Origin of the sequence: Methylobacterium phyllosphaerae (assembly GCF_001936175.1) — a bacterium.
Taxonomy (GTDB): Bacteria; Pseudomonadota; Alphaproteobacteria; order Rhizobiales; family Beijerinckiaceae; genus Methylobacterium; species Methylobacterium fujisawaense.
In genome coordinates this window covers 1,389,129-1,410,562 of record NZ_CP015367.1, presented here as the reverse complement: position 1 = coordinate 1,410,562, position 21,434 = coordinate 1,389,129, and the positions used below count along the sequence as shown (strand labels likewise).

At 73.3% G+C, this 21,434-nt stretch carries 20 protein-coding genes; 6 read left to right on the top strand and 14 right to left on the bottom strand.

What is annotated here, in order from left to right:
• The first annotated feature begins 442 nt into the window (after positions 1–442).
• On the top strand, positions 443–1,687 hold the full coding sequence (locus MCBMB27_RS06125; RefSeq protein ID WP_043756817.1) for a UbiH/UbiF family hydroxylase: 1,245 nt from the start codon (positions 443–445) through the stop codon (positions 1,685–1,687).
• 151 nt (positions 1,688–1,838) lie between these two features.
• Here the strand turns inward: MCBMB27_RS06125 and MCBMB27_RS06120 are convergent, their stop codons facing one another.
• Positions 1,839–2,183, bottom strand: a complete 345-nt coding sequence (locus MCBMB27_RS06120) for a hypothetical protein (RefSeq protein ID WP_043357312.1) — start codon at positions 2,181–2,183, stop codon at positions 1,839–1,841.
• Between the two features lie 162 nt (positions 2,184–2,345).
• Complete coding sequence (locus MCBMB27_RS06115) at positions 2,346–3,644, bottom strand: class I adenylate-forming enzyme family protein (protein ID WP_236952918.1); 1,299 nt, start codon at positions 3,642–3,644, stop codon at positions 2,346–2,348.
• A 454-nt stretch (positions 3,645–4,098) separates the two neighbouring features.
• On the opposite strand from MCBMB27_RS06115, the gene MCBMB27_RS06110 reads away from it, so the two are divergent.
• On the top strand, positions 4,099–4,875 hold the full coding sequence (locus tag MCBMB27_RS06110; RefSeq protein ID WP_043379642.1) for an invasion associated locus B family protein: 777 nt from the start codon (positions 4,099–4,101) through the stop codon (positions 4,873–4,875).
• Between the two features lie 122 nt (positions 4,876–4,997).
• On the opposite strand, the gene MCBMB27_RS06105 is transcribed toward MCBMB27_RS06110, so the two are convergent.
• From MCBMB27_RS06105 to MCBMB27_RS06095, 3 genes are all read right to left on the bottom strand, one after another.
• On the bottom strand, positions 4,998–5,993 hold the full coding sequence (locus tag MCBMB27_RS06105; RefSeq protein ID WP_043379645.1) for a DUF4424 domain-containing protein: 996 nt from the start codon (positions 5,991–5,993) through the stop codon (positions 4,998–5,000).
• Between the two features lie 84 nt (positions 5,994–6,077).
• Complete coding sequence (gene hspQ / locus MCBMB27_RS06100) at positions 6,078–6,416, bottom strand: heat shock protein HspQ (protein WP_043357318.1); 339 nt, start codon at positions 6,414–6,416, stop codon at positions 6,078–6,080.
• 96 nt (positions 6,417–6,512) lie between these two features.
• The gene (locus MCBMB27_RS06095) at positions 6,513–7,256 is read right to left on the bottom strand and encodes a DJ-1/PfpI family protein (protein WP_075380068.1); all 744 of its coding nucleotides are present in this window, start codon (positions 7,254–7,256) and stop codon (positions 6,513–6,515) included.
• A 53-nt stretch (positions 7,257–7,309) separates the two neighbouring features.
• Here MCBMB27_RS06095 and MCBMB27_RS06090 point away from each other — a divergent pair, with 53 nt between their 5' ends.
• Complete coding sequence (locus tag MCBMB27_RS06090; RefSeq protein WP_075380067.1) at positions 7,310–8,293, top strand: GlxA family transcriptional regulator; 984 nt, start codon at positions 7,310–7,312, stop codon at positions 8,291–8,293.
• A gap of 7 nt (positions 8,294–8,300) precedes the next feature.
• Here the strand turns inward: MCBMB27_RS06090 and MCBMB27_RS06085 are convergent, their stop codons facing one another.
• From MCBMB27_RS06085 to MCBMB27_RS06055, 7 genes are all read right to left on the bottom strand, one after another.
• Positions 8,301–8,654: an endonuclease domain-containing protein gene (locus MCBMB27_RS06085; protein ID WP_075380066.1), complete on the bottom strand. Its 354-nt coding sequence runs from the start codon at positions 8,652–8,654 to the stop codon at positions 8,301–8,303.
• 320 nt (positions 8,655–8,974) lie between these two features.
• Complete coding sequence (locus MCBMB27_RS06080) at positions 8,975–10,024, bottom strand: HpcH/HpaI aldolase/citrate lyase family protein (RefSeq protein WP_043756806.1); 1,050 nt, start codon at positions 10,022–10,024, stop codon at positions 8,975–8,977.
• Between the two features lie 125 nt (positions 10,025–10,149).
• Positions 10,150–11,526 carry a tlde1 domain-containing protein gene (locus tag MCBMB27_RS06075; protein ID WP_075380065.1) on the bottom strand — a complete coding sequence of 459 codons (1,377 nt, stop codon included), beginning with the start codon at positions 11,524–11,526 and terminating at the stop codon, positions 10,150–10,152.
• 202 nt (positions 11,527–11,728) lie between these two features.
• Positions 11,729–13,045 (bottom strand): AmpG family muropeptide MFS transporter, encoded by a 1,317-nt coding sequence (locus MCBMB27_RS06070; RefSeq protein ID WP_075380064.1) that lies wholly within the window; start codon positions 13,043–13,045, stop codon positions 11,729–11,731.
• A 148-nt stretch (positions 13,046–13,193) separates the two neighbouring features.
• A complete protein-coding gene (gene mfd / locus MCBMB27_RS06065; RefSeq protein WP_053608239.1) occupies positions 13,194–16,790 on the bottom strand; it encodes a transcription-repair coupling factor in 3,597 nt (1,198 codons plus the stop codon).
• Between the two features lie 274 nt (positions 16,791–17,064).
• Positions 17,065–17,295: a hypothetical protein gene (locus MCBMB27_RS06060; protein ID WP_043351867.1), complete on the bottom strand. Its 231-nt coding sequence runs from the start codon at positions 17,293–17,295 to the stop codon at positions 17,065–17,067.
• A 25-nt stretch (positions 17,296–17,320) separates the two neighbouring features.
• Positions 17,321–17,617, bottom strand: a complete 297-nt coding sequence (locus MCBMB27_RS06055; RefSeq protein ID WP_043351869.1) for an FAD assembly factor SdhE — start codon at positions 17,615–17,617, stop codon at positions 17,321–17,323.
• Between the two features lie 212 nt (positions 17,618–17,829).
• Here MCBMB27_RS06055 and MCBMB27_RS06050 point away from each other — a divergent pair, with 212 nt between their 5' ends.
• From MCBMB27_RS06050 to MCBMB27_RS06040, 3 genes are all read left to right on the top strand, one after another.
• Positions 17,830–18,807, top strand: coding sequence for a quinone oxidoreductase family protein (locus tag MCBMB27_RS06050; RefSeq protein ID WP_043379664.1), 978 nt, complete (start codon positions 17,830–17,832; stop codon positions 18,805–18,807).
• A gap of 11 nt (positions 18,808–18,818) precedes the next feature.
• Positions 18,819–19,445 (top strand): bifunctional nicotinamidase/pyrazinamidase, encoded by a 627-nt coding sequence (gene pncA, locus MCBMB27_RS06045; protein WP_043350665.1) that lies wholly within the window; start codon positions 18,819–18,821, stop codon positions 19,443–19,445.
• A gap of 112 nt (positions 19,446–19,557) precedes the next feature.
• A complete protein-coding gene (locus MCBMB27_RS06040; RefSeq protein ID WP_043350668.1) occupies positions 19,558–19,758 on the top strand; it encodes a hypothetical protein in 201 nt (66 codons plus the stop codon).
• A gap of 51 nt (positions 19,759–19,809) precedes the next feature.
• Here the strand turns inward: MCBMB27_RS06040 and MCBMB27_RS06035 are convergent, their stop codons facing one another.
• Together MCBMB27_RS06035 and dinB are read right to left on the bottom strand one after the other, a co-directional pair.
• Positions 19,810–20,037, bottom strand: a complete 228-nt coding sequence (locus MCBMB27_RS06035) for a hypothetical protein (protein ID WP_053608237.1) — start codon at positions 20,035–20,037, stop codon at positions 19,810–19,812.
• Positions 20,038–20,229: 192 nt separating this feature from the next.
• Positions 20,230–21,312 carry a DNA polymerase IV gene (gene dinB / locus MCBMB27_RS06030; protein WP_043379674.1) on the bottom strand — a complete coding sequence of 361 codons (1,083 nt, stop codon included), beginning with the start codon at positions 21,310–21,312 and terminating at the stop codon, positions 20,230–20,232.
• Between the last annotated feature and the right edge of the window lie 122 nt (positions 21,313–21,434).

Here is a 21,434-nt window from a genome sequence, read left to right as displayed (position 1 = left end):
TCTCGCCCCGGTCGAGACCGCCGGGCTCGGCTGCCGCCCAGGCCTCCGTCGCGGCCAGGGCCCGGACCTCGGCCATCGCGGAGAGGGCGGTCCGGGCCCGGCGCACCTGCGCCACCGCGATGCCGTATCCCGCGACCGCGTAGCCCCCTGCGACGAGGGGCAGGGACATCGGCCCGGTGCCGCAGCAGGCGTGGCGGCGCTTCCGGGATCCGGCGCGCGGCGCCACGCTGGCGAAGCGGGAGGTCGGATCGAATCGCGACGGCATGCGGATCTCCGGGCGTGCGGCGCTGTGGCCTGCGCGGATCGGGCTTGGCAGAGAGGGCGGAATGCTCAGATACGGGCATGGGCCGCGCCGACGGGAGACCGTGGCGGCGGCCATCTCCCGGACGGGGGGCGCGGAGCCCGGCCGACCCAGGAACGAGCGGAGCGCGTGCGGGGCAACATGTCCGAAGGAGCCAAGGTCGAAGCGGGCCAGGTCGGAGGCGCCGCGACGCCGTTCGAGGTCGCCGTGGTCGGGGCCGGGGCCGCGGGTCTCGCCGCGGCGCTGGCGGTCGCCCGGGAGGGGATCCCCACGGCGCTGGTCGGCCGCCACGCCCCCGTGGCGGACGGGCGGACCGTCGCGCTCCTCGATGGGTCCGTGCGCTTCCTGGAGGCGCTCGGCGCCTGGGAGGCGGTGGCGCCGCACGCGAGTCCCCTCTGCGAACTCCAGATCGTCGACGACACCGGCAGCCTGTTCCGGCCGCCGCCGGCACGCTTCCGCGCCGCCGAGATCGGCCTCGACGCCTTCGGCTGGAACGTCGAGAGCGCCCGGCTGGTCGAGAGCCTGCGCGCCCGCGCCCGGGCGCAGGACAACCTCACCCTGGTCGAGGCGGACGCCGCCGGCGCCGTGCCCGGCGAAGCGACGGCACGCATCGCCCTGGCCGATGGCGCCGCGGTCGAGGCCCGGCTGGTGGTGGCCGCCGACGGCGCGCGCTCGCCGCTGCGGACCGCCAGCGGCGTCCGCGTGCGCGACTGGACCTACCCACAGAGCGCGATCACCACGATCCTGGCCCATGCGCGCCCGCACCGGGACGTCTCCACCGAGTTCCACACCCGGTCCGGTCCCTTCACCCTGGTGCCGCTGCCGGGCGGTCACCGGTCCAGTCTGGTCTGGGTAACCGGGGAGGGCGCGGCCCGGCGTCTCGCAGCCCTCGACGACGCCGCTCTGGGCCAAGCCGTGGAGCGGCAGGCCCGGGCGATGCTCGGCGCCATGCGGGTCGACGGCCCCCGCGGCCTCGTGCCCATGCGCGGCCTCGCGGTGACCCGGCCGGTGGCGAATCGGCTGGTTCTGATCGGGGAGGCGGCCCACGTCTTCCCACCCATCGGCGCCCAAGGGCTCAATCTCGGCCTGCGCGACGCAGCGACCCTGCGCGATACCCTGCTGGTCGCCGCCCGGGACCGCCGCGATCCCGGCAGCCGCCCGGTGCTCGACACCTATGCGCGGGCGCGCCGGGTCGACACGGCGGCGCGCACCGCCGCGGTGGATCTCCTCAACCGCAGCCTGCTCACCGGCCTGCTGCCGGTGGACGCGCTCCGCGGCCTCGGCCTGCTGGCGATGACGCAGCTCGGACCGCTGCGCCGGCTCGTGATGCGGGAGGGCGTGCTGCCCCGGCTCGGCGCCCCGGAGCTGATGCGGGCGGCCCGCTGAACCGCGGGCGCCGCGACAGCCGGCGTCTTCGCGCGCGCCGCAATCCCGGGGCATTCGGCGCCCGACGGCACACGCGGCCCTGAGATCGCTGCGCGCGCACGGACGAGACGGTTCAGGGACGCCCGTTAAGGCGGTACGGGGGCCTGCGGCTTCAGAGATCCGGCTGGGCGGCCACGTAGGCGCCGAGGCGGGTCGCGAGGTCCACCGGGCCGCCCGCCCGGGCCCCGCCCGGATCATTGATGAGGATCACCGGGATGCCGCGGTCGCGGAGATGGCCGCGGAGGCGGGCGGCGCGGCGGGCATAGGCGGGATCGCGGCGGGTGGGCGCCTGAAGCAGCACCGCGGCCGGCCGGGCGATCACGGCCAGCACGTCGTCCGCCGCCTCCATCGAGGCGGTCACGCTCGCATAGCCGAGGCTGGCCAGCTCGCCCGAGAGGGACCGGTCCACGGCGCGGACGCCGTCGTCGACCACGAGCACTTGTTGCAGCGCACCCATAAGCTTGAGCGGTACTCCATCCCGGACGACTTGGAAAGATAGCCGTCACGACAATCCGATGCAGAACCCGCCAACAGGCGGTTCGGATCCCGTGGGTCCGTGTGCAGATGCGAGATTATCTGCGCCGCCTGAGCGCCGGATGAACCGGCGCGGCGCCGCCGTTCAGGTCGCCGCGACCGCCACGGCCGTCCCGCCCGACAGGAGCAGGCGGTAGCCCGAATCCCGCCACGCGCGCGGATCCGTCTCCGGGTTTCCGCTCCGGGGAAGCGCCTGTGCGGCGCAGGCCGCCCCACGACAGCCGAGGCCGCCCGCGGGCCCGTGGCCGACGTCCAGGAGCGTGCGCGGCAGGAGCGCGTCCTCCGGATGGGCCAGGGTCGCGGCGAGGTCCTCCAGGCCGGGACGCGTGAGCACCAGCGCCTCGCCCAGGACCAGCGAATCGAGGCGCTGCGGGCCCGCGAGCCCGGCACTCCGCGGGGTCAACCGCGCGGGCGCGCGATGGACCACGTCGAGGACGCGGACGGTCCAGGGCAGCGGCAGAGCGGCAATGGCCGATTCGACCAGGGCCGGGACCACGAGCCGGGTGGGCACCGGCCGCAGGAGGGCGGCGCGGAACCCGGCCTCGTCGAAGGGCAGCACGGTCTCCAGGCCGGCGCCCGCCGCTAGGGCGGCGCCGAGGCCGGTCACGAGGCCGCGCAGGTCGTGGCCGGGCAGGAGCGTCAGGATCCGCTCGTCCGCGGACAGGGGCAGCGCGTCGAGATGGGCGGCGATCGCCGCCGCGAGCGCCGCGGCGCTGCGGTAGACGGGCCGGCCGGGATCGCCGCCCGCGAAGGTGACGAGGCCGCGGCTCGGCGCCGGTTCGACCACGCCCCGCTCCAGGGCCATCGCGTCGAGGCTGATCACGCCGTCCGGCACGCTCGGACCGAAGGCCGCGAGGTAGCGCAGGCCGAAATGGCGCATGGCCGCGCGGGTGAGGTCCTCCGCGGGCCGACGCGCGCCGCGGCGGCCCTCCGTCAGAACGGCCACGAGGCCGGCGGACTCGATCCCGGCGGAGAGCTCGGCGCAATCCCAGACGGCCGGCATCGCGCAGGGGAGGTGGCCCGCCGCCTCGACGGCGAGATGGGCGAGGGTCGATTCGGCGCCCCCCGAGAACCACAGGCCGATCCGGCTGCCGGCGGGAAGCCGCCACGCGCCGATCCCGCGGGCGAGCCGCCCGACGATCTCGGCGGCGGCCGCGTAGGTCCAGGTGATGGCCGGGCGCCCGCACCAAGCGACGCGGTCACCCGAATCACGCAGGACCGTGCGCTGGGGGCCCGTCAGAGCCGCCGCGAAGAGGCGGGCCGCGAGACCCTCGGACAGGCCGCCGAAGAAGCTTTCGGACAGGCCTTCGGGCGCGTCCTCGGATCGCGCGGACGCGTCCAGTGCGGCGTCGGCCGCCCACTCCGCCACCGCCAACGCGCTCACACCCGCCGCCCCCGCCGATCCTGCAGAACTCCTATCATCTCGGCCCGGCAGGGTTAACCGACCGCTAAGGGGGCCGCCGCCGGAGGGCGGCCGCCGGCGGCCGACGGCGTGCCCCGATCACGCGCTCGTGCCTCGCGCCCGCGCAACGTCGTGCTTGCGGCCGGGCGTATGGGGGCCTATCGGGGGCCGGGCGCGGCCAGGACGGTTCCGACAGCCTCCCCGGCCGCGGTGTCATGCCTTCGCCTCATTCAAGGGGAAAGGCAGGCCGCCCGGTCGCCGGGGTGAGGGATGCGCGCAGACGGGCGCCCGTCCCGCCCGATGGCCGGACCGATTCATCCGGAGTTCCGGGCGGCACGCCAACGCGGCGGGCATCCGGACGGTCCGGCGGACCTGCCGCCAGGCCGGCTCCGCATCCTGCCAGCCACACCACGTCTCTTCCAAGGGGTCAGAGCCGATGTCCTTCACCCGCACCGCGACGCTCGCGCGCGCCGCTCTTTTCGGCCTCGCGGGCCTCGGTCTCGCGGCCGCGCCGGCCCTGGCGCAGCCGAAGAAGCCCGCCGCTCCCGCGCCGGCCGCGCCGGCGCCGACCGCCCCGGGCACCCCGGCGGCCAACACCCCGGCCGCCCAGACCGGCCCGCAGATCGTCGCCGTGAAGTCCGAGCCGAGCCAGGCCGACTGGACCAAGGTCTGCGGCAAGGATCAGGGCTCGGGCACCGACATCTGCTACACGACCCGCGACTTCGTGTCCGACCAGGGCCAGCCCGTGCTGGCAGTGGCGGTCTACGAGATGAAGAACGCCGCCCAGAAGCAGGAGGTGCGCGTGGTGCGCTACCTGCTGCCGCTCGGCCTGCTGCTGCAGCCGGGCATCCGCTTCAGCGTCGACGGCCAGGCGGCGACCGCCGGTCGCTTCGCGGTCTGCTTCCCGAACGGCTGCTTCGCCGAGGCCGGCGGCGTCGATGCCGGCGTGATCGCCGCGATGAAGAAGGGCACGACCCTCAACGTCTCGGTCCAGAACCAGACCCAGCGCGAGGTCACCTTCGCGGTGCCGCTGACCGGCTTCGGCAAGGCCTTCGACGGCCCGGCCATCGACCCGAAGGTCCTCGAGGAGCAGCAGAAGAAGCTCCAGGCCGAGCTGGAGAAGCGCTCCGAGGACATGCGCAAGAAGCTGGAGCAGCAGCAGGGCTCCGCTCCGGCCGCCGGTGCCGCGGCGCCGGCCCCCGCCGCCAAGTAAGGGCTTCTCGTCCGCGGTCCTCCGGGACCGCGAGCGCCATCGATCCGCCGCGCGGCGGGTCCGTATCGGGGGCCGGACCGCGAGGTCCGGCCCTTCGCGTTTGAGGCGCCCGGCGCCGGGATCTACCGGGTCCCCGCCGGGCCCGAACCCGGCTGGACGATCAGCACGCGCAGATCCTGGTCGGGAACGTAGTCCCGGGCCTCCCAGCGGAACGTGGTCGGCCCGGTCTTCCGGATGCCCGTGCGGCAGAAGCTCACCACCGCCTCCGGGCTGCCCTTGTCGACCGTGAGGGTGAAGCGCCCGATCGGCGCGGCCCAGTTGCGCGCCGTGGTGACAATGTAGGGCACCACGGTGGCGCGCAGGTAGCCGCTGGGATCCGCCGCCTTCGCCTGCAGGCGCCGGATCGCCGTGAGCCCGGCCTCGTCCAGGCAGTAGGTCGCCCGGTAGCCCTCGCGGGAGGCGTCCTTGAGGTCGAGGAAATGGAAGCCGTTCACCGGCGCGTAGCTGTGCGCGATGCGGATATCCTGCCCGGGCGGGAAGGTCTGGAGCCAGTGGAACTTCGCCTCGCTGCGCCACAGGCCCTCGGTCATGCGATCGGTCATCCCCTCGGATTCGGGGAACAGGCCGGCCTTGACCAGTTCGGCCCACGCGGCGGTGCCGATCCGCTTCTCGGCCGCCTTGATCGCGTCGAAGCGCAGCGGGTTCAGGGGCAGGTCGTGGCGGCGGAGGAGGTCCGTCACCTCGCGCTCGCCCACGAAGGCCCGCTCCTCCAGCTCCGGTGCGAGCGGCTTTCCGTCCACCGTCACGGTGAAGCCGACGAAGTTCGGGCTTTCGGGCTGCGGCAGCGCGAGGGCCGAGAAGCTGAGTTCGCGCCCGTCGATGGGCGGCAGCGGGAAGGCGATCCGCACCGTGCGGGGCTCCTGCCCCTGATTGCGGAACAGGTAGGAGACGCCGATCCGGTCGCTGGCGATCGACAGGTCCTCGCTCGCCAGCGCGATTCCGGGCTCGCGCCTCAGGACCAGCCCGCCGGCATCGAGTTCGGCGGCGCTATCGTTGGCGCGGGCCTGGATCGAGAGAAGGCCGGCGGCCAGAAGCGCGGCGGCGACAGGTCGGATCATGGTGTCGGGCCCGTGCGACGGCACGGGCCGTCACGGAAGGCTATCGCGGCGGCGTTGCCAGGATCTTGACGAGTCCCGGCCCGCTCAGTTCGTGGGGCGGTCCCGCATCCGGTATGCGCCGGCGGCGTCGCGCTCGAACATCTCGGCGATGCCGGCATGGCGCAGGGCTTCGCCCGACGTGTCGGGCAGGAGGTTCTGTTCCGACACGTAGGCCACGTACTCGGTCTCGGCGTTCTCGGCGAGCAGGTGGTAGAACGGCTGGTCCTTGCGCGGCCGGACCTCCTCGGGGATCGCCAGCCACCATTCCTCGGTGTTGTCGAACACCGGGTCGACGTCGAACACGACGCCGCGGAACGGGTAGATCCGGTGGCGCACCACGGCGCCGATCGCGAATTTCGCGGTTCTCAGTGTTACGTCCGTCATGGTTCAGTCCGTCCAGAACGGACAGATAGGTCCGTTGACGGGGCCTGTCACCGGGTCGGTGCCGCCGACCGGTAACGGCGCGCATCGGCCTGCGCGTCATCGGGTGACGGACGCGGGTTCGGGAGGCCGGATGCCGCGTTCGGCCGCGATCGCCCGGGCGGTGGCCTCGCGCCGAGCGGTGAGGTCGGCGGCGGCCGCCCGCGCCTGCGCCACGATGGCCGGCGGGGCCGTCCGGGGCGTGCCGCTGTCGAAGGGCGGCTCGGGGGCGTATTGCATGCCGAGCTGGATCGCCTGCGCGGCCTCGTCGCCGCGCAGCGCGGCGGCGAGCCGCAGCGCCCCGTCGATGCCCGCGGTGACCCCGGCCGCGAACACCCAGGTGCGGCCGTCCGCGTCGCGGTCGATCACGACGCGCTCATCCACCGGCTCGGCCCCGAAGAACGGGAGCAGGTGGACGGCGTTCCAGTAGGTCGTGGCCCGCCGCCCCACCAGCAGACCGGCCGCACCGAGGAGGAGCGCGCCGGTGCAGACCGAGAGGACGTGGCCGGCCCCGGCCGCCTGGTCGCGGATCCAGCCGAGCACGGCCGCGTCCCGCATCAGGGCCTCCTGGCCCTGGCCGCCCGGGACGTGCAGCACGTCGAGCCGCGGGGCCTCCGCCAGGGTGGCATCCGGCAGGATCCGGAGGCCGCGGACGTCGCGGACGGGGTCCAGGCTCGGCGCGTAGACCCGGTAGGTGCTGTTGGGCACCCGGGACAGGACCTCGAACGGGCCGGTGAGGTCGATCTGGTCCAGCCCCTCGAACAGGAGCGAGCCGATCTGCAGATGGGTGTCGGGCGGGATCATGCCGGGCCTCCGTGGTGGACAGGGACACCCTACCGCGTCAGGATCTGGCCGAAATGCCAAAGAGCCCTCGTTTCTCGCCAGATCAACCGCGACCGATCGAGGTGCTGGCCTTCCCGTCGGTGCAGCTCCTCGACGTGGCCGGGCCGCTCCAGGTCTTCGCCACCGCCAACGAGCACGGCGGCGCCGGGACCCCATACGCGCCGCGGGTGATCGCGGCCGGCGACCCGGGGCTCACCGCCTCGGCGGGCCTGCGGCTGGTGGCCGACCCGCTGCCGGATCTCGCGGCGCCGGTGGACACGCTGGTGATCGCGGGCGGCCCCGGCGTCGTCGCGGCCTGCGACGACGCCGCCCTGGTGGCCTGGGTGCGGGCCCGGGCGGGCCGGGCCCACCGGGTCGCCTCGGTCTGCACCGGCGCGTTCCTGCTCGGAGCGGCGGGGCTCCTCGACGGGCGGCGGGCCGTGACCCATTGGAAGCATTGCGGCGCGCTCGCCGCGCGCTACCGGCGCGCCCGGATCGAGCCCGACCCGATCTTCGTGCGCGACGGCCCGGTCTGGTCCTCGGCGGGGGTCACGGCGGGCATCGACCTGACCCTGGCGCTGGTCGAGGAGGATCTCGGCCGCGCGACCGCCCTGGCGGTGGCGCGCCACCTCGTGATGTTCCTCAAGCGCCCCGGCGGGCAGGCGCAGTTCAGCGCGGCGCTGGCCCTGCAGGCGGGCGAGGAGCGGTTCGGGCGGCTCCACGCCTTCATGGCGGACAACCTGTCCGGCGACCTGTCGCTGCCGGCGCTGGCCGCGGCGGCCGGGATGAGCGCGCGCAGCCTGAGCCGGCACTATCTGGAGGCGACCGGCCTCACCCCCGCCAAGGCCGTGGAGCGCCTGCGGGTGGAGGCGGCCCGGCGGGCGCTCGCCGAGACGGCGCAGCCGGTGAAGCGCATCGCCCGGACCTGCGGCTTCGGCTCCGAGGAGACGCTGCGGCGCAGCTTCCTGCGGCACGTCGCGGCGACGCCGCAGGCGTATCGGGCGCGGTTCGGCGGATGAGGGGGGACTAGACCGTGTCGCGGCGCTCGAGGGCCGCCAGGATCGTCTCGCGCACGCCGTCGCGATGGTCGTGGATGTCCGCGTTCGGGATGCGGAGCAGGGCGAAGCCGAGCGATTCGAGGATTTCGGTCCGCATGGCGTCTCGGACGAGCTCGGCATCGGTGGAATGCGTTGCCCCGTCCACTTCGACGATGAATTTGGCCTCTATGCAGGCAAAGTCGACGATGTATCGGTCGATCGGGTGCTGGCGGCGGAATTTCCAGCCGTTCAGGGCGCGGTTTCGCAGAACGCGCCAGAGCTTAGCCTCGGCGGATGTCTGAGCGCGCCGCAGCGAGCGGGCGCGCGGGATCGATCTGGTCACCGCTCGGTTCCGGCAGGGCGATCGCGGATCCGGCGGATGATACGGAGGCCTCGCTTGCGCGGGCCTGACCCGAAGAAGCGCTCGGGTCCGCGACGGCACCGGTCCAGACCGGCGCGACGCGCCCCCTCTCCCGTGCGGGAGAGGGTTGGGGTGAGGGGCGAGAACGCTCAGGATCAAGCACGTGATCGACGCGCCGACAGGGCGCGCCTCTTCCGGACAGACCTGATCCCTCACCCTGTCCCTCTCCCGCACGGGAGAGGGGACCCGCGTTTCGTCCCGTCACCGCGGCGCCGCACACGACGCCCGAATCCGGCAGCCGCTCACCCCAGCTTGTAGACCGCCGCCAGCTCCGGATCCTTCGCGGCCACCAGCTTGGCGAGATCCACGATGACCTTGGCCTGCTTCCAGGTGGCGTCGTCCTGCATCTTGCCGTCGAGCATCACGGCGCCGGTGCCGTCCGGCATGGCCTCGACGATCCGGGCCGCGAAGGCCACCTCGGCCGGGTCCGGCGCGAAGACCCGCTTGGCGATCGCCACCTGGCTCGGATGCAGCGTCCAGGCGCCCGCGCAGCCCATCAGGAAGGCGTTGCGGAACTGCGCCTCGCAGGCCGCGCCGTCGGAGAAGTCGCCGAACGGGCCGTAGAACGCCTTGATGCCGTTGGCCATGCAGGCATCGACCATCTTGGCGATGGTGTAGTGCCAGAGATCCTGCTGGGCGCTGGCCCGGGGCGCGTCGCCCGCCGGGTCCGCGATCACCCGGTAATCCGGGTGGCCGCCGCCGACCCGGGTGGTCTTCATGCCGCGGGACGCCGCGAGATCCGCCGGCCCGAGGCTCATCCCGTGCATCCGCGGCGAGGCGGACGCGATAGCGTCGACGTTGGCGACGCCCTCGGCGGTCTCCAGGATCGCGTGGACCAAGATCGGCTTCGTCACGCCGTGGCGCGCCTCGAGCTGGGCGAGGAGCTGGTCGATGTAGTGGATGTCCCACGGCCCCTCGACCTTGGGCACCATCACCACGTCGAGCTTGTCTCCGACCTCGGCCACGATCGTGAACAGGTCGTCGAGAATCCAGGGCGAGTTGAGGGCGTTGATCCGAGTCCAGAGGCCGGTACCGGTGGCGGCGAAGTCGGTGGCCTGGGCCATCGCCACGAAGCCCTTGCGGGCTGCCTCCTTCTGGTCGGCCGGGACCGCGTCCTCCAGGTTGCCCAGCACCACGTCGACCGTGCCGGCGAGCTCCGGCACCCGGGCGCGGACCTTGTCGTTGTGGGGCGGCACGAAGTGGATCATCCGCTCCAGCCGCACGGGCAGCTCGCGGAACGGGGCCGGCGCGCCGGTGGCGAGGGGCTGGAAGAAGCGGCGGGGCAGTTTCATCGGGTGCCTCTTGTCAGGGCTGGCGTCTGAGCCCCGTTAAGGCAGCTGGGGCGGGCGCGTAAAGCCGCGCCGCGCCGAAGAAGTCTCGAACTTTCGGCTCAGACGGTCGTCAACCCTGTCGCGCTTCAGCCCCGGCTGCCGCGGCGCCCGGCCAGGCCGATCCGGTTGAGGATGCCGCCGGCCTCGCTGCCGGCCACCACCACGAGGCGCCGGACCTCGCCCCGCAGGAAGGCCTGCAGGAAGCGGTTGTAGTCGCGGAAGGAAACGCAGCCGTTCGAGGCGCCGGGCTGCCGCAGCATGTAGGTGTGGGCCAGCAGACCGTCGCGGCCGTGGATCGCGGCGCTGCCGCCCACCGGGTTGAGGCGGATCGCCCGGACCCCGTGGAACAGGCGCTCGCGCTCGGTCAGCGTGTAGGTGCCGGGCGGCGTCGAGCCGCGCATGCGCAGGTGGACGTAGCGCGGGTTGTCCATGGCCTCGCCGAGGCCGGAATGGGCCTCCAGCACCTCGCCGGAGGGCAGCGTCACCGTGCGGGCGGTGATGTCGTAGACGGCCGTGCCGGCCACCGAATCGGGCTCCGGGCTGATCCGGGTGCGCGGCGCCTCCTGCGGCAGGGCGTCCGGGCTGGCATAGGCCAGCGCCTGACGGGGCTCCTGGCGGCTGTCCTGTGACGGGGCCGCGGCACCGACCCCGAACAGCTTCTCGAAGAAGGACGGCTCCTCGGCCATCGCGGCGCGGAACACGTCGCGGGTCCGGGGCAGGGCGCGGGTCGCCACCCGCGTGGCCGGGACCGCGGGCGCACGCCGCAGCTCGGGCGGACGCGACACCGGCAGCGGCACGAGGACGGAGGCGGGCGCGAGGGCGGCGGGCGTGGGCTCGGCCGCGGCGATCCGGACCGGGGCGGCCGGCGCCTCCGTGGTCGTCTCGCCCATCTTGGCCTGGGCGATCCGGCTCTGGGGCATCCGGATCTGGGCCTGCTCGGCCGTCTGCGCGGCCTTGGACTGCTCGGCCCGGGCAACCTGCCGGGCGATCTCGCGGACCGCCGGGGACGGCTCGGCACGGGCGATCTGGAAGGTGGCGGTCGGCGGGGCCTCGCCGAAGGCCGTCGCGGAACCGGAGCCCAGCGCCGGGCTCGGATCGAGCATCCAGGCGATGCTCGGCTTCGGCGCGACGTTGCGAGCGGCGTGCCGGACCGGGGCGGCGACCGGCGGGAGCCCGGACATCGCCCCGGTCGCGGCGACGGTCTGCTGGTCGATCCGGGCCGGCCCCTGCGGCTGGCTGAACACGGCCCAGCCGGCCAGGGTTATGCCCGTCAGGGAGATGAGCGCCGTCAGCCGGGCGCGGCGGCGGGCGCGCCGCATGGCGCTCGGGTAGGGCGCCCGGGTGCGGATGACGGGATCGTAGACGGTCTCGACGTAGGTGATGCGCGGCGGCGCCCGGCGCAGGGGCGCCGCGCTCGGATACGCGGTCTGGAACGCGGCTTGGGACAACGCAGCCTGGGCCATTCGGGGAACTCGCGTACGCGCTTCCCCGTGGGCAGCCGCCGCCGTTCGCCCGCGAAAGCTTGTTTCCGCGCACGTGGCCTGGGTCGCCCGTCTGGGGAGGACATCAACCGTCCACCCCATTAAGCCGTGCTGTGGTTAATCCCCGCTAAAGAGACAGTTTCCGCGCGCGTTCCCGTGTTGGGACACAGCCTCAGATCGCCTGTCAGGGCGTGTCCATGGGCCCGTGGCGGCGCGCGACCAGCAGGCAGAGCAGGGCCACCGGCACGCCGATCAGCGATGTGCCGACGAAGAACCACGTGAACCCGGTCCGCTCGATCACGAAGCCCGAGAACCCGGCGAGCAGGCTGCCCGGCAGGGCGCAGAGCGACGTGAGCAGGGCGTACTGGCTCGCCGCGTGCGCGGTCGCCGAGAGCCGCGACATGTAGGTGATCAGCACGATCGACGCGAAGGCGTAGGCGAAGCCGTCGATCCCCACGGTCAGCGCGAAGGTCCAGAACGCCGCCCCGCCATGGCCGCCGTGCCACGCGAGATAGGCCAGCGCGAGGTGCGAGGCCGAGGCCGTCACGGTGCCGATGAGCAGGCTCGCCATCATGCCGATCCGCGGGATGATGGCGCTCGCCAGGAAGGTGCCGCCCAGCGCGATCCAGAAGCCGAACAGCTTCGTCACGGTGGCGATGTCGGTGTTGGAGTAGCCCAGCGTCTTGAACAGCGGGATCGCCATGGCGTTCGAGACGTAGCCGGGCATCCGGAAGCCCGCGACCAGCGCCAGCACCGGCACGGCCAGCGGCCCGAGCCGGGCGAGGAGGTCGCGGATCGGCGCCCACACGGTCTCGACGAATCCGCCGGTGGCGGGCGTCTCGGGGGCGGGGGGCTCGGGGGCGAGCAGGGCCGCGATCGTGCCGGGGGCCATCAGGGCGGCCATGCACAGGTAGGCGGCGCGCCAGCCATAGGCGTCGGACAGGTAGAGGGCGCCGGCGCCCGCCGCGAGGTTGCCGATCCGGTAGCCGATCTCCGACCACGACGACATCAGCGCCTGCCGCTCCGGGGGCGCGGCGGTGATGCGCCAGCCGTCGATCACCACGTCCTGGGTGGCGCCGGCCACGCCGAGCGCCAGGGAGAACGCCACCGTCCAGGCGAGCCAGTGGGCCGGATCGCCGAAGGCGACGCCGGCCAGCGCCAGGGCCACCAGGATCTGGGTGGCGACGATCCAGCCCCGGCGCCGCCCGAGCCAGCGGCCGATGAGCGGCGCGTCGTGGCGGTCGAGGAAGGGGGCCCAGAGGAACTTGAGCTTGTAGGCGATGGTCAGCTCGCTCATCAGCCCGATCGTGGCGAGCGGCACCTGCGCCTGGACGAGCCACGCCGACTGGGTCGCGTAGACGAGCAGGAACGGGATGCCCTGCGCGAAGCCGAGCCCGAGCACCGCGGCGACGCGCCGGTCGGTGAACAGGGGGGTGAGGAAGGCGTTTTTCTCGGATCTTGCCGGATCGGACGGGGCGCTGGCTGCGGCCGGGTTTGCCATCCACGCGTCTCCTGGGATTCGCGACGGAGAGAGCAGAGATGGGCGGGCGGTGCAACACACACGGCTTTCCCACCTGCCCCCTCATCCTGAGGTGCCGAGGCCCACTGACGCGGGCACCTCAGGATGAGGGAGTCTATCGGGCGGATCGTTACGCCGCCTTCTTCCCCCGCTCGGCGATCTTCACGAGGCTGCGCAGCACCTCGGTGGCGGTCTTGAGCCGGGCCGGGACCGTATTCAGCTCGCGCACGAACACGACGCTCATGTCGGGCCGCACCTTCGCGAAGGAGGCCTGCTCGGCCACGTAGGCGACGAGCCCCTGCGGGTTGGCGTAGGAGCGGTCGCGGAAATGGACCACCACGCCCTTCGGCCCGGCCTCGACCTTCTCGACATTCGCCTTGAGGCAGAGGATCTTGATCGTGCCGATCTTGAGGAGTTGCTCCACCTCCGGCGGCAGCGGCCCGAACCGGTCGATGAGTTCGGCGCCGAAGCTCTCCATCTCGGCATCGTCCTGGAGGGTGGCGAGGCGCCGGTAGAGCGCGAGCCGCGCGCCGAGATCCTCCACATAGGTCTCCGGGATGGTCACCGGGGCGCCCAGCGCGATGGTCGGCGACCACGCCTCCTCGGGCACGTCCTCGATGCCGGCCTTGAGCGCCGTCACCGCGTCCTCCAGCATCTGCTGGTAGAGTTCGTAGCCGACCTCCTTGATGTGGCCGGACTGCGCGTCGCCGAGCAGGTTGCCGGCGCCGCGGATGTCGAGATCGTGGCTCGCGAGCTGGAAGCCCGCGCCCAGGGTGTCGAGGCTCTGGAGCACCTTGAGGCGCTGCTCGGCCTGGGCGGTGAGCTGGCGGTTCGCCGGCGTGGTGAACAGCGCGTAGGCCCGGGCCTTCGAGCGACCGACCCGGCCGCGCAGCTGGTAGAGCTGGGCCAGCCCGAACATGTCGGCCCGGTGGACGATCAGCGTGTTGGCGGTGGGGATGTCGAGGCCCGATTCCACGATCGTGGTCGAGAGCAGCACGTCGAACTTGCCCTCGTAGAAGGCCGTCATCACGTCCTCGAGCTGGCCGGCCGCCATCTGGCCGTGGGCCACCGCGACCTTGATCTCGGGCATCTCGGCGTCGAGGAATTTCTTGACCTCCGCCAGATCCTCGATCCTGGGAACCACGTAGAAGGACTGGCCGCCGCGGTAGCGTTCGCGCAGCAGGGCCTCCCGGATGGTCAGCGGGTCGAAGGGTGTCACGAAGGTGCGCACCACCAGCCGGTCCACCGGCGGCGTCGCGATGATCGAGAGCTCGCGCACCCCCGTCATGGCGAGCTGGAGCGTGCGCGGGATCGGCGTCGCCGACAGCGTCAGCACGTGGACGTCGGCCTGGAGCGCCTTCAGCCGCTCCTTGTGGGCGACGCCGAAATGCTGCTCCTCGTCCACGATGATCAGGCCGAGATCCTTGAAGGCGATGTTCTTGGCCAAGAGGGCGTGGGTGCCGACCACGATGTCGACCGTGCCGGCGATGAGCCCCGCCCGCGTCTGCTTCATCTCCCCGGCGGAGGCGAAGCGGGAGAGCTGCGCCACCTGGACCGGCAATCCTTTGAAGCGCTCCGCGAAGGTCCGGTAGTGCTGGCGGGCCAGCAGCGTCGTGGGGACGATCACCGCCACCTGCTTGCCGGAGATCGCCGCCGCGAAGGCGGCGCGCAAAGCCACCTCGGTCTTGCCGAAGCCGACATCGCCGCAGACCAGCCGGTCCATCGGCCGGCCGGCATTGAGGTCGTCCAGCACCGCGTCGATCGCGTTGGCCTGATCCTCGGTCTCCTCGAACGGGAAGCGGGCGGCGAATTCCCCGTAGAGCCCCTCCGGCGCCTTGAGGGCGGGGGCCTTCCGGACGAAGCGCTGGGCCGCGACCTTGATCAATTCGCCCGCCATCTCGAGGATGCGGCGCTTCATCTTGGCCTTGCGGGCCTGCCACGCGCCGCCACCGAGCCGGTCGAGGGCGACCTCGGAATCCTCCGAGCCGTAGCGGGTCAGGAGCTCGATATTCTCCACCGGCAGGAGCAGCAGGCCGCCGGTGTATTGCAGCTCCAGGCAATCGTGCGGGGCACCCGCGGCGTGGATCGTCTTGAGGCCGACGAACCGGCCGATGCCGTGGTCGGCATGGACCACGAGGTCGCCGGGCTGGAGCGCCTGCACCTCCAGGATCACGTCCTGGGGTCTCTTGGCCTTGCGCTTCTGGCGGACCAGCCGGTCGCCCAGGATGTCGCCCTCGGAGACGACGGCTAGCTCGCCCGCGGTGAAGCCCGCCTCCAGGCCCCAGACGGCGACCGCCGCGTCGGTGCCGCGCTTCAGCGCGTAGACGTCGGTGAGCCGCGTGATCGCCACCGGCTTCTTGAGGCCGTGGTCGGTGAGCACGCCGCAGAGCCGGTCGCGGGATCCGTCGGACCAGGCGCCCAGGATCACGTGATGACCGGATCCCTGGAGGTCGCGGATATGCGCCACCGCGGCGTCGAACACGCTGGCATTCTCGTCGGCCCGCTCGGGGGCGAAGCTCCGCCCGGCCTTGGCGCCGCAATCGATCACGGCGCGCTCCGCGGATTCGGGCTGCGCGAAGGGCGTCAGCCGCGCCACCGTGGCGGTGGCGATCCGCTCCTTCAGCTCGTTCGGCGTCAGGTAGAGGGCCCGGGGCGGCAGCGGCTTGTAGGGAGCGACGCCGGCCTGCGGCGTCTTCATCGCGCCCTCGCGGGCCTGGTAATAATCCTGGACGAGGCTGATCCGCTCGGCGGCGGCGTCCTCGACCTGCGGGTCGAAGACCAGCGGCACGCCGCCGAGATAGTCGAACAGCGTGTCGAGGTGGTCGTAGAACAGCGGCATCCAGTGCTCGAGGCCGGCGTAGCGGCGCCCCTCGCTCACGGTCTCGTAGAGCCGGTCGTCCCGGGTCGCCGCGCCGAAGCTCTGGATGTAGCCCTGGCGGAAGCGCCGGATCGTCTCGGTGGTGAGCTGGACCTCGCTCATCGGCATCAGGTCCAGCGAGCGGAGCTGCCCGGTGGTGCGCTGCGTCTCCGGATCGAAGGCGCGGATCGATTCCAGCGTGTCGCCGAAGAAGTCGAGGCGGATCGGCGCGGCTAAGCCCGGCGGCGACAGATCGAGGATGCCGCCGCGCACCGCATACTCGCCGGTGTCGCGCACGGTGCCGGTGCGCAGGAAGCCGTTGGCCTCGACCCAGGCGACCACGTCGTCCATGGACACGACGTTGCCGATCGCCGCCGAGAACGCCTCCTTGGCGATGTGGGTGCGGGGCGGAACCCGCTGCACCAGGGCGTTGACCGTGGTGCAGAGGATCCGCGGGCGGTCCTCGGCGGAGCGGGTGCGGGCGAGGCGGGCGAGCGCCGTCATCCGGGCGGCGGCCGTGGCCGTGGTCGGCGAGACCCGGTCGTAGGGCTGGCAATCCCAGGCCGGCAGGCTCATCACGTCCATCTCGGGCGCGACGAAGCCGAGCGCCGCCTGGAACGAGGCCGAGCGTCCGGAATCCCGCGCCACGTGGACCAGCACGGCCGGCGCGTCGACGGTGGGCGCCAGGGCGCGGGCGAGGTCGGCGAGCGCCAGCGCGTCGAAGCCCTCCGGGGCGTTCGCCAGGACCGGGCTGTCGCCGCGCTTCAGGGCGTCGATCGCCCGGGCGAGCGCCGAGGATTTCGGCAGGGCGAAGCGCGCGACCTGCGGCTTGGCGGCGGGGGCGGGGGGCTTCGGCTGAGGCTTGGCCATCGGGTCTTTCGCGGGAAATCCCGCCGGGCGCGTCAGGGGTAGGGGTCGGGTGGCGTTAGCCGATCGGGCCGCCGCGATAAAGCATGGCGGCGGCGGCCGGGCGGCGGGACAGAGCCTATATGGACGCTCCGTCGCGGCAGGGAACGGCCCTGCGCCGATGGGCGGCCGATCGTCGGTGAGCCGGGCGCAGGATGGCGCGCGGGTCCCCTCTCCCGCATGGAAGAGGCCGCGGCCCGCGCCGCGTCGGGGCCGGGGATACCCCGGCGCACGCCCCTCAGGCGTCCGGCCCGACGATCTCCGCCAGCGCCGCCTCGACCCGGCCGCGGAAGAAATCCGCGTTGGGCATGTGCTCGGTCATCGCCCCGGCGCGCACCGTCGCCTGCCGCAGGATCTCGGCGCGGAGCGCCGGATCGGAGCGCTCCATCATCTCCAGCATGATCCGCACCACCAGCTCGGTGGCGATCGACCGGGCCGGGTGATCGTAGTTGGGCTTGGGTTCGTCCATCGCGGGCACTCTCGACCGGTCGCTCTCAGGAATGGATCGGCGCGTCGTGCCGGTGGAACGCCCGCACCCGCCGCCAGACCGACGTGTCGTAGTTCGACGGCGTCTCGACCTCGCCGGTGAGCCACTTGAACAGGTCGCGGTCCGGCACCTCGATCAGCGCCTCGAACTGGTCGAGCTCCGCCTCCGACAGGTCGCCGATCTCGGCATCGGCGAAGCGGCCCATGATCAGGTCCATCTCGCGGATGCCCCGGTGCCAGGCGCGGTAGAGGAGGCGGCGGCGGCGCGGATCGAGGTCGGCGCTCGTGCGGGTGGTGCCGGACATGGATCTCGGACCTCGGCTGAGGAAGGGCAGGAGCAGGGACGAGGGCTAGATAGGCGCCCGGGACCGGCGGATCCAGAACGGCGGCGCCCCTGGGCGGGTTACAACCGGCGCACGGGCGGCGTACGGGGGCCCAAAAACGAATTGCCTCCGGCGGGCGCTCCGTTATCTCGGGCTGCAACGCCCCGGACGGGGCGGCGAGCGGGAGCAGGACGATGCCGAAGGCGATCCGGGTCTACGAGTACGGCGGCCCCGAGGTGATGCGCTTCGAGGACGTGCCCCTGGCCGAGCCCGGCCCTGGGCAGATCCGCGTCAAGCAGGCCGCCATCGGCGTCAACTTCATCGACATCTACTTCCGCACCGGCGCCTACAAGTCCCCGCACATGCCCTACACCCCCGGCAAGGAGGGCGCCGGCACCGTCACGGCGGTGGGCGAGGGGGTCTCGCAGTTCAAGCCCGGCGACCGGGTCGCCTACGGCTCGGTGGCGGACGGCTGCTACGCCGAGGAGCCGGTGATCCCGGCCTCCGCGGCCGTGCCGATCCCCGAGGGGGTCGACGAGAAGACCGCCGCCGCCATGATGCTCAAGGGCCTGACCGTCGAGTACCTGTTGCACCGGACCTACGCGGTGAAGCCCGGCGACACGATCCTGTGGCAGGCGGCCGCCGGCGGCGTCGGCCTGATCGCCTGCCAGTGGGCCAAGCACCTCGGCGCCACCGTGATCGGCACCGCCGGCAGCCCCGAGAAGGCGGAACTCGCCAAGCAGAACGGCTGCGACCACGTCATCCTCTACCGCGAGGAGGATGTCGCCAAGCGCGTGCGCGAGATCACCGGCGGCAAGGGCGTGCCGGTGGTCTATGACGGCGTCGGGCAGGCGACCCTGATGGGCTCGCTGGACAGCCTCGCGCCGCTCGGCCTCCTGGCGAGCTTCGGCTCGGCCTCGGGGGCGATCACCGGGCTCGACCTCGGCCTGCTGGCCCCGCGCGGCTCGCTCTACGTGACCCGCCCGACGCTGGCGACCTTCACGTCGGACCGCGCCACCCTGGAGGAGGCGGCCGCCCGCCTGTTCAAGGTGGTGCGCGACGGCGCGGTGAAGATCGCGGTGAACGCCACCTACCCGCTGGCCGAGGCGCAGCAGGTCCACCGCGACCTCGCGGGCCGGGAGACCACCGGCTCGATCGTGATGCTGCCCTGAGGCCCGCGACCGTGACGCCCGGCAACGCCGACCTGCTCCTCGTCGTCGACGTGCAGGTCGATTTCCTGCCGGGCGGGGCGCTCCCCGTCCCGGGGGGCGACGCGGTGGTCGAGCCGATCAACGCGCTCCAGCACCGCTTCCGGCATGTGGTGCTGATGCAGGACTGGCACCCGGCGGATCACGTCTCCTTCGCCGAGACCCATCCCGGTCGGGCGCCGTTCGAGACCATCGTGCTGCCCTACGGGCCGCAGGTGCTGTGGCCCCGGCACTGCGTCCAGGGCAGCCGCGGGGCCGCCTTCGCGCCGGGGCTCGCCACCGACCGGGCGAGCCTGGTGGTGCGCAAGGGGCTGGATCCCCGGGTCGACAGCTACTCGGCCTTCCTGGAAGCCGACCGGGCCACGCGCACGGGCCTCGCGGGGGCGCTCAGGGAGCGCGGCATCACCCGCGTCGCCGTGTGCGGCCTCGCCACCGATTTCTGCGTCGCCTGGAGCGCGCTCGACGCCCGCGACGCCGGCTTCGAGGTCCTCGTGGTGGAGGATGCGGTGCGCGGGATCGACGTGGACGGGTCGCTGGCGCAGGCCTGGGCGCGGATGGAGGCGGCGGGCGTCCGCCGGATCGCGGCGGCGCAGATCGGCTGAGCGCCCCCGGGGCGCGGGAGGCGAACCGCCGCATGCCGCGCGGGAGACCGCCCCCGCCCCGACGCGTTGGCCCGACATCGGCATCCGGGCAGGATGCCAGTCAGGAGCCAGCATGTCAGGCAAGCACCCGAAGACCGACACGCCGACGGACGCCGACCTCAAGGGCAATCCCGGGATCGGCACGTCGAAGGGGATGAGCGGCGCCGACCCCGCGGATCTGCAGGCGGATTCGACCTTCGAGGGCGACGTCGACAACGAGACGAAGCGCGACGGCGGCGTCGACCCGGACCACCGGCCGCGCAAGAACGCCTGACCGAGCCGGGGTGACGGCACGCCCGGGCCGGCCCGGCCCGGGCGATCCCGGTCAGCGGGCGCGGGCCGGCGGCTTCGGCCGCTGCGGCGCCGGCCCGGTCGCGAACCCGGCGGACGGGCCGCTCGCCGGGACGTAGAGCTGGGCGGGGCTCGCGGTGTAGCCCAGGAGCTGCGCAGCGTTGGCGGCCCCGAAGGCGGCGGTGCCGTCGGCGCGGGCGGCGCCCACCGGGACGGTCAGCAGGAGCGCGGCGGACAGGGCCAGGACGGCGGGCTTCGACATGGGACGGACCCTTCGGTGCGCGCGGTCCCGGGGAATGCCGGTCCGCGCCGGATGGATCCCATGTGGGCGCGGCCGCGCGGGCCCGGCGTGCGCGACCGCACGACGATCCCGCGTCGCATCAGCGCGGGCCGCGCGACGGCGCTCCGCGACAGGGCCCCGCGACGGGGCGCCGCCCCGCGACGGGGCGCCCCGTCAGAGCGCCAGCCCGAGCTGGAGCGGCGCCTCGGGCGCGTCCTGCGCGAAGCCCGACAGCGACACCCCGATCAGCCGCGCGCTGCGCCGCAGGGGGAACAGGCCGGCGAGCAGGTCGAGGCCGATCCGCTCCAGCGCCGCCCGGTCGGCGACGGGGACGGACAGCGACTTCGCCCGGGTGACCTGGGCGAAATCCGAGAACTTCAGTTTCAGGGTCACGGTCCGGGCGCGCATCCCCTTGGCCTCGGCCCCCGCCCAGACCTTGTCGAACAGCGGCGCCAGCCGGGCGGCCAGGACCTCGAAGGCCGCCGTATCCTCCGAGAAGGTGGTCTCCGCCCCGATCGACTTGCGCACCCGGTGGGCGCGGACCGGCCGCTCGTCGATCCCCCGGGCGACCGCGTGGTAGTAGGCGCCCGCGGAGCCGAAGGTCTCGCGCAGGCGCTCCGGCGTCCAGGCGCGGAGATCCGCCCCGGTCTCGATCCCGAGCCGCTTCATCTTCGCCTCGGTGACCGGACCGACGCCGTGGAACCGGCCGATCGGCAGTTCGGCCACGAAGTCCGGCCCCATGGCGGGGGTGATGACGAACAGGGCGTTCGGCTTCCTGTGGTCGGACGCCACCTTGGCGAGGAACTTGTTGTACGAGACCCCGGCCGAGGCCACGAGCCCGGTGCGCTCCAGGATCTCGGCCCGGATCGCCTTCGCCACGGCCGTCGCCGTCGGCAGGCCCAGGAGGTTCTCGGTGACATCGAGATAGGCCTCGTCGAGGGCCACCGGCTCGATGAGCGGCGTGTGCCGGGCGAAGACCGCGCGGATCTCCTCCGAGACCGCCCGGTAGACCTCGAAGCGCGGCTTCACGAACAGCAGGTCCGGGCAGAGCCGCCGGGCCGTGGCCGACGGCATGGCCGAGCGCACGCCGAACTTGCGCGCCTCGTAGCTCGCCGCCGCCACGACGCCCCGCTCCCGCGAGCCGCCCACCGCCAGGGGCTTGCCGCGCAGGGACGGGTCGTCGCGCTGCTCCACGGAGGCGTAGAACGCGTCCATGTCGATGTGGATGATCTTGCGGAGCGCGACCTCCGGATCCATCGCCGCCTCGGAGATCCGCGGTGAGTTCCTGCTCTGTTCCAAAGACCGCGGTGGGCCGGCGGGGTCAAGCCGCGTCGGAGAGGGCTTCAACAGGAGTCCGGCCCGCGCCCGTCATCGCGAGC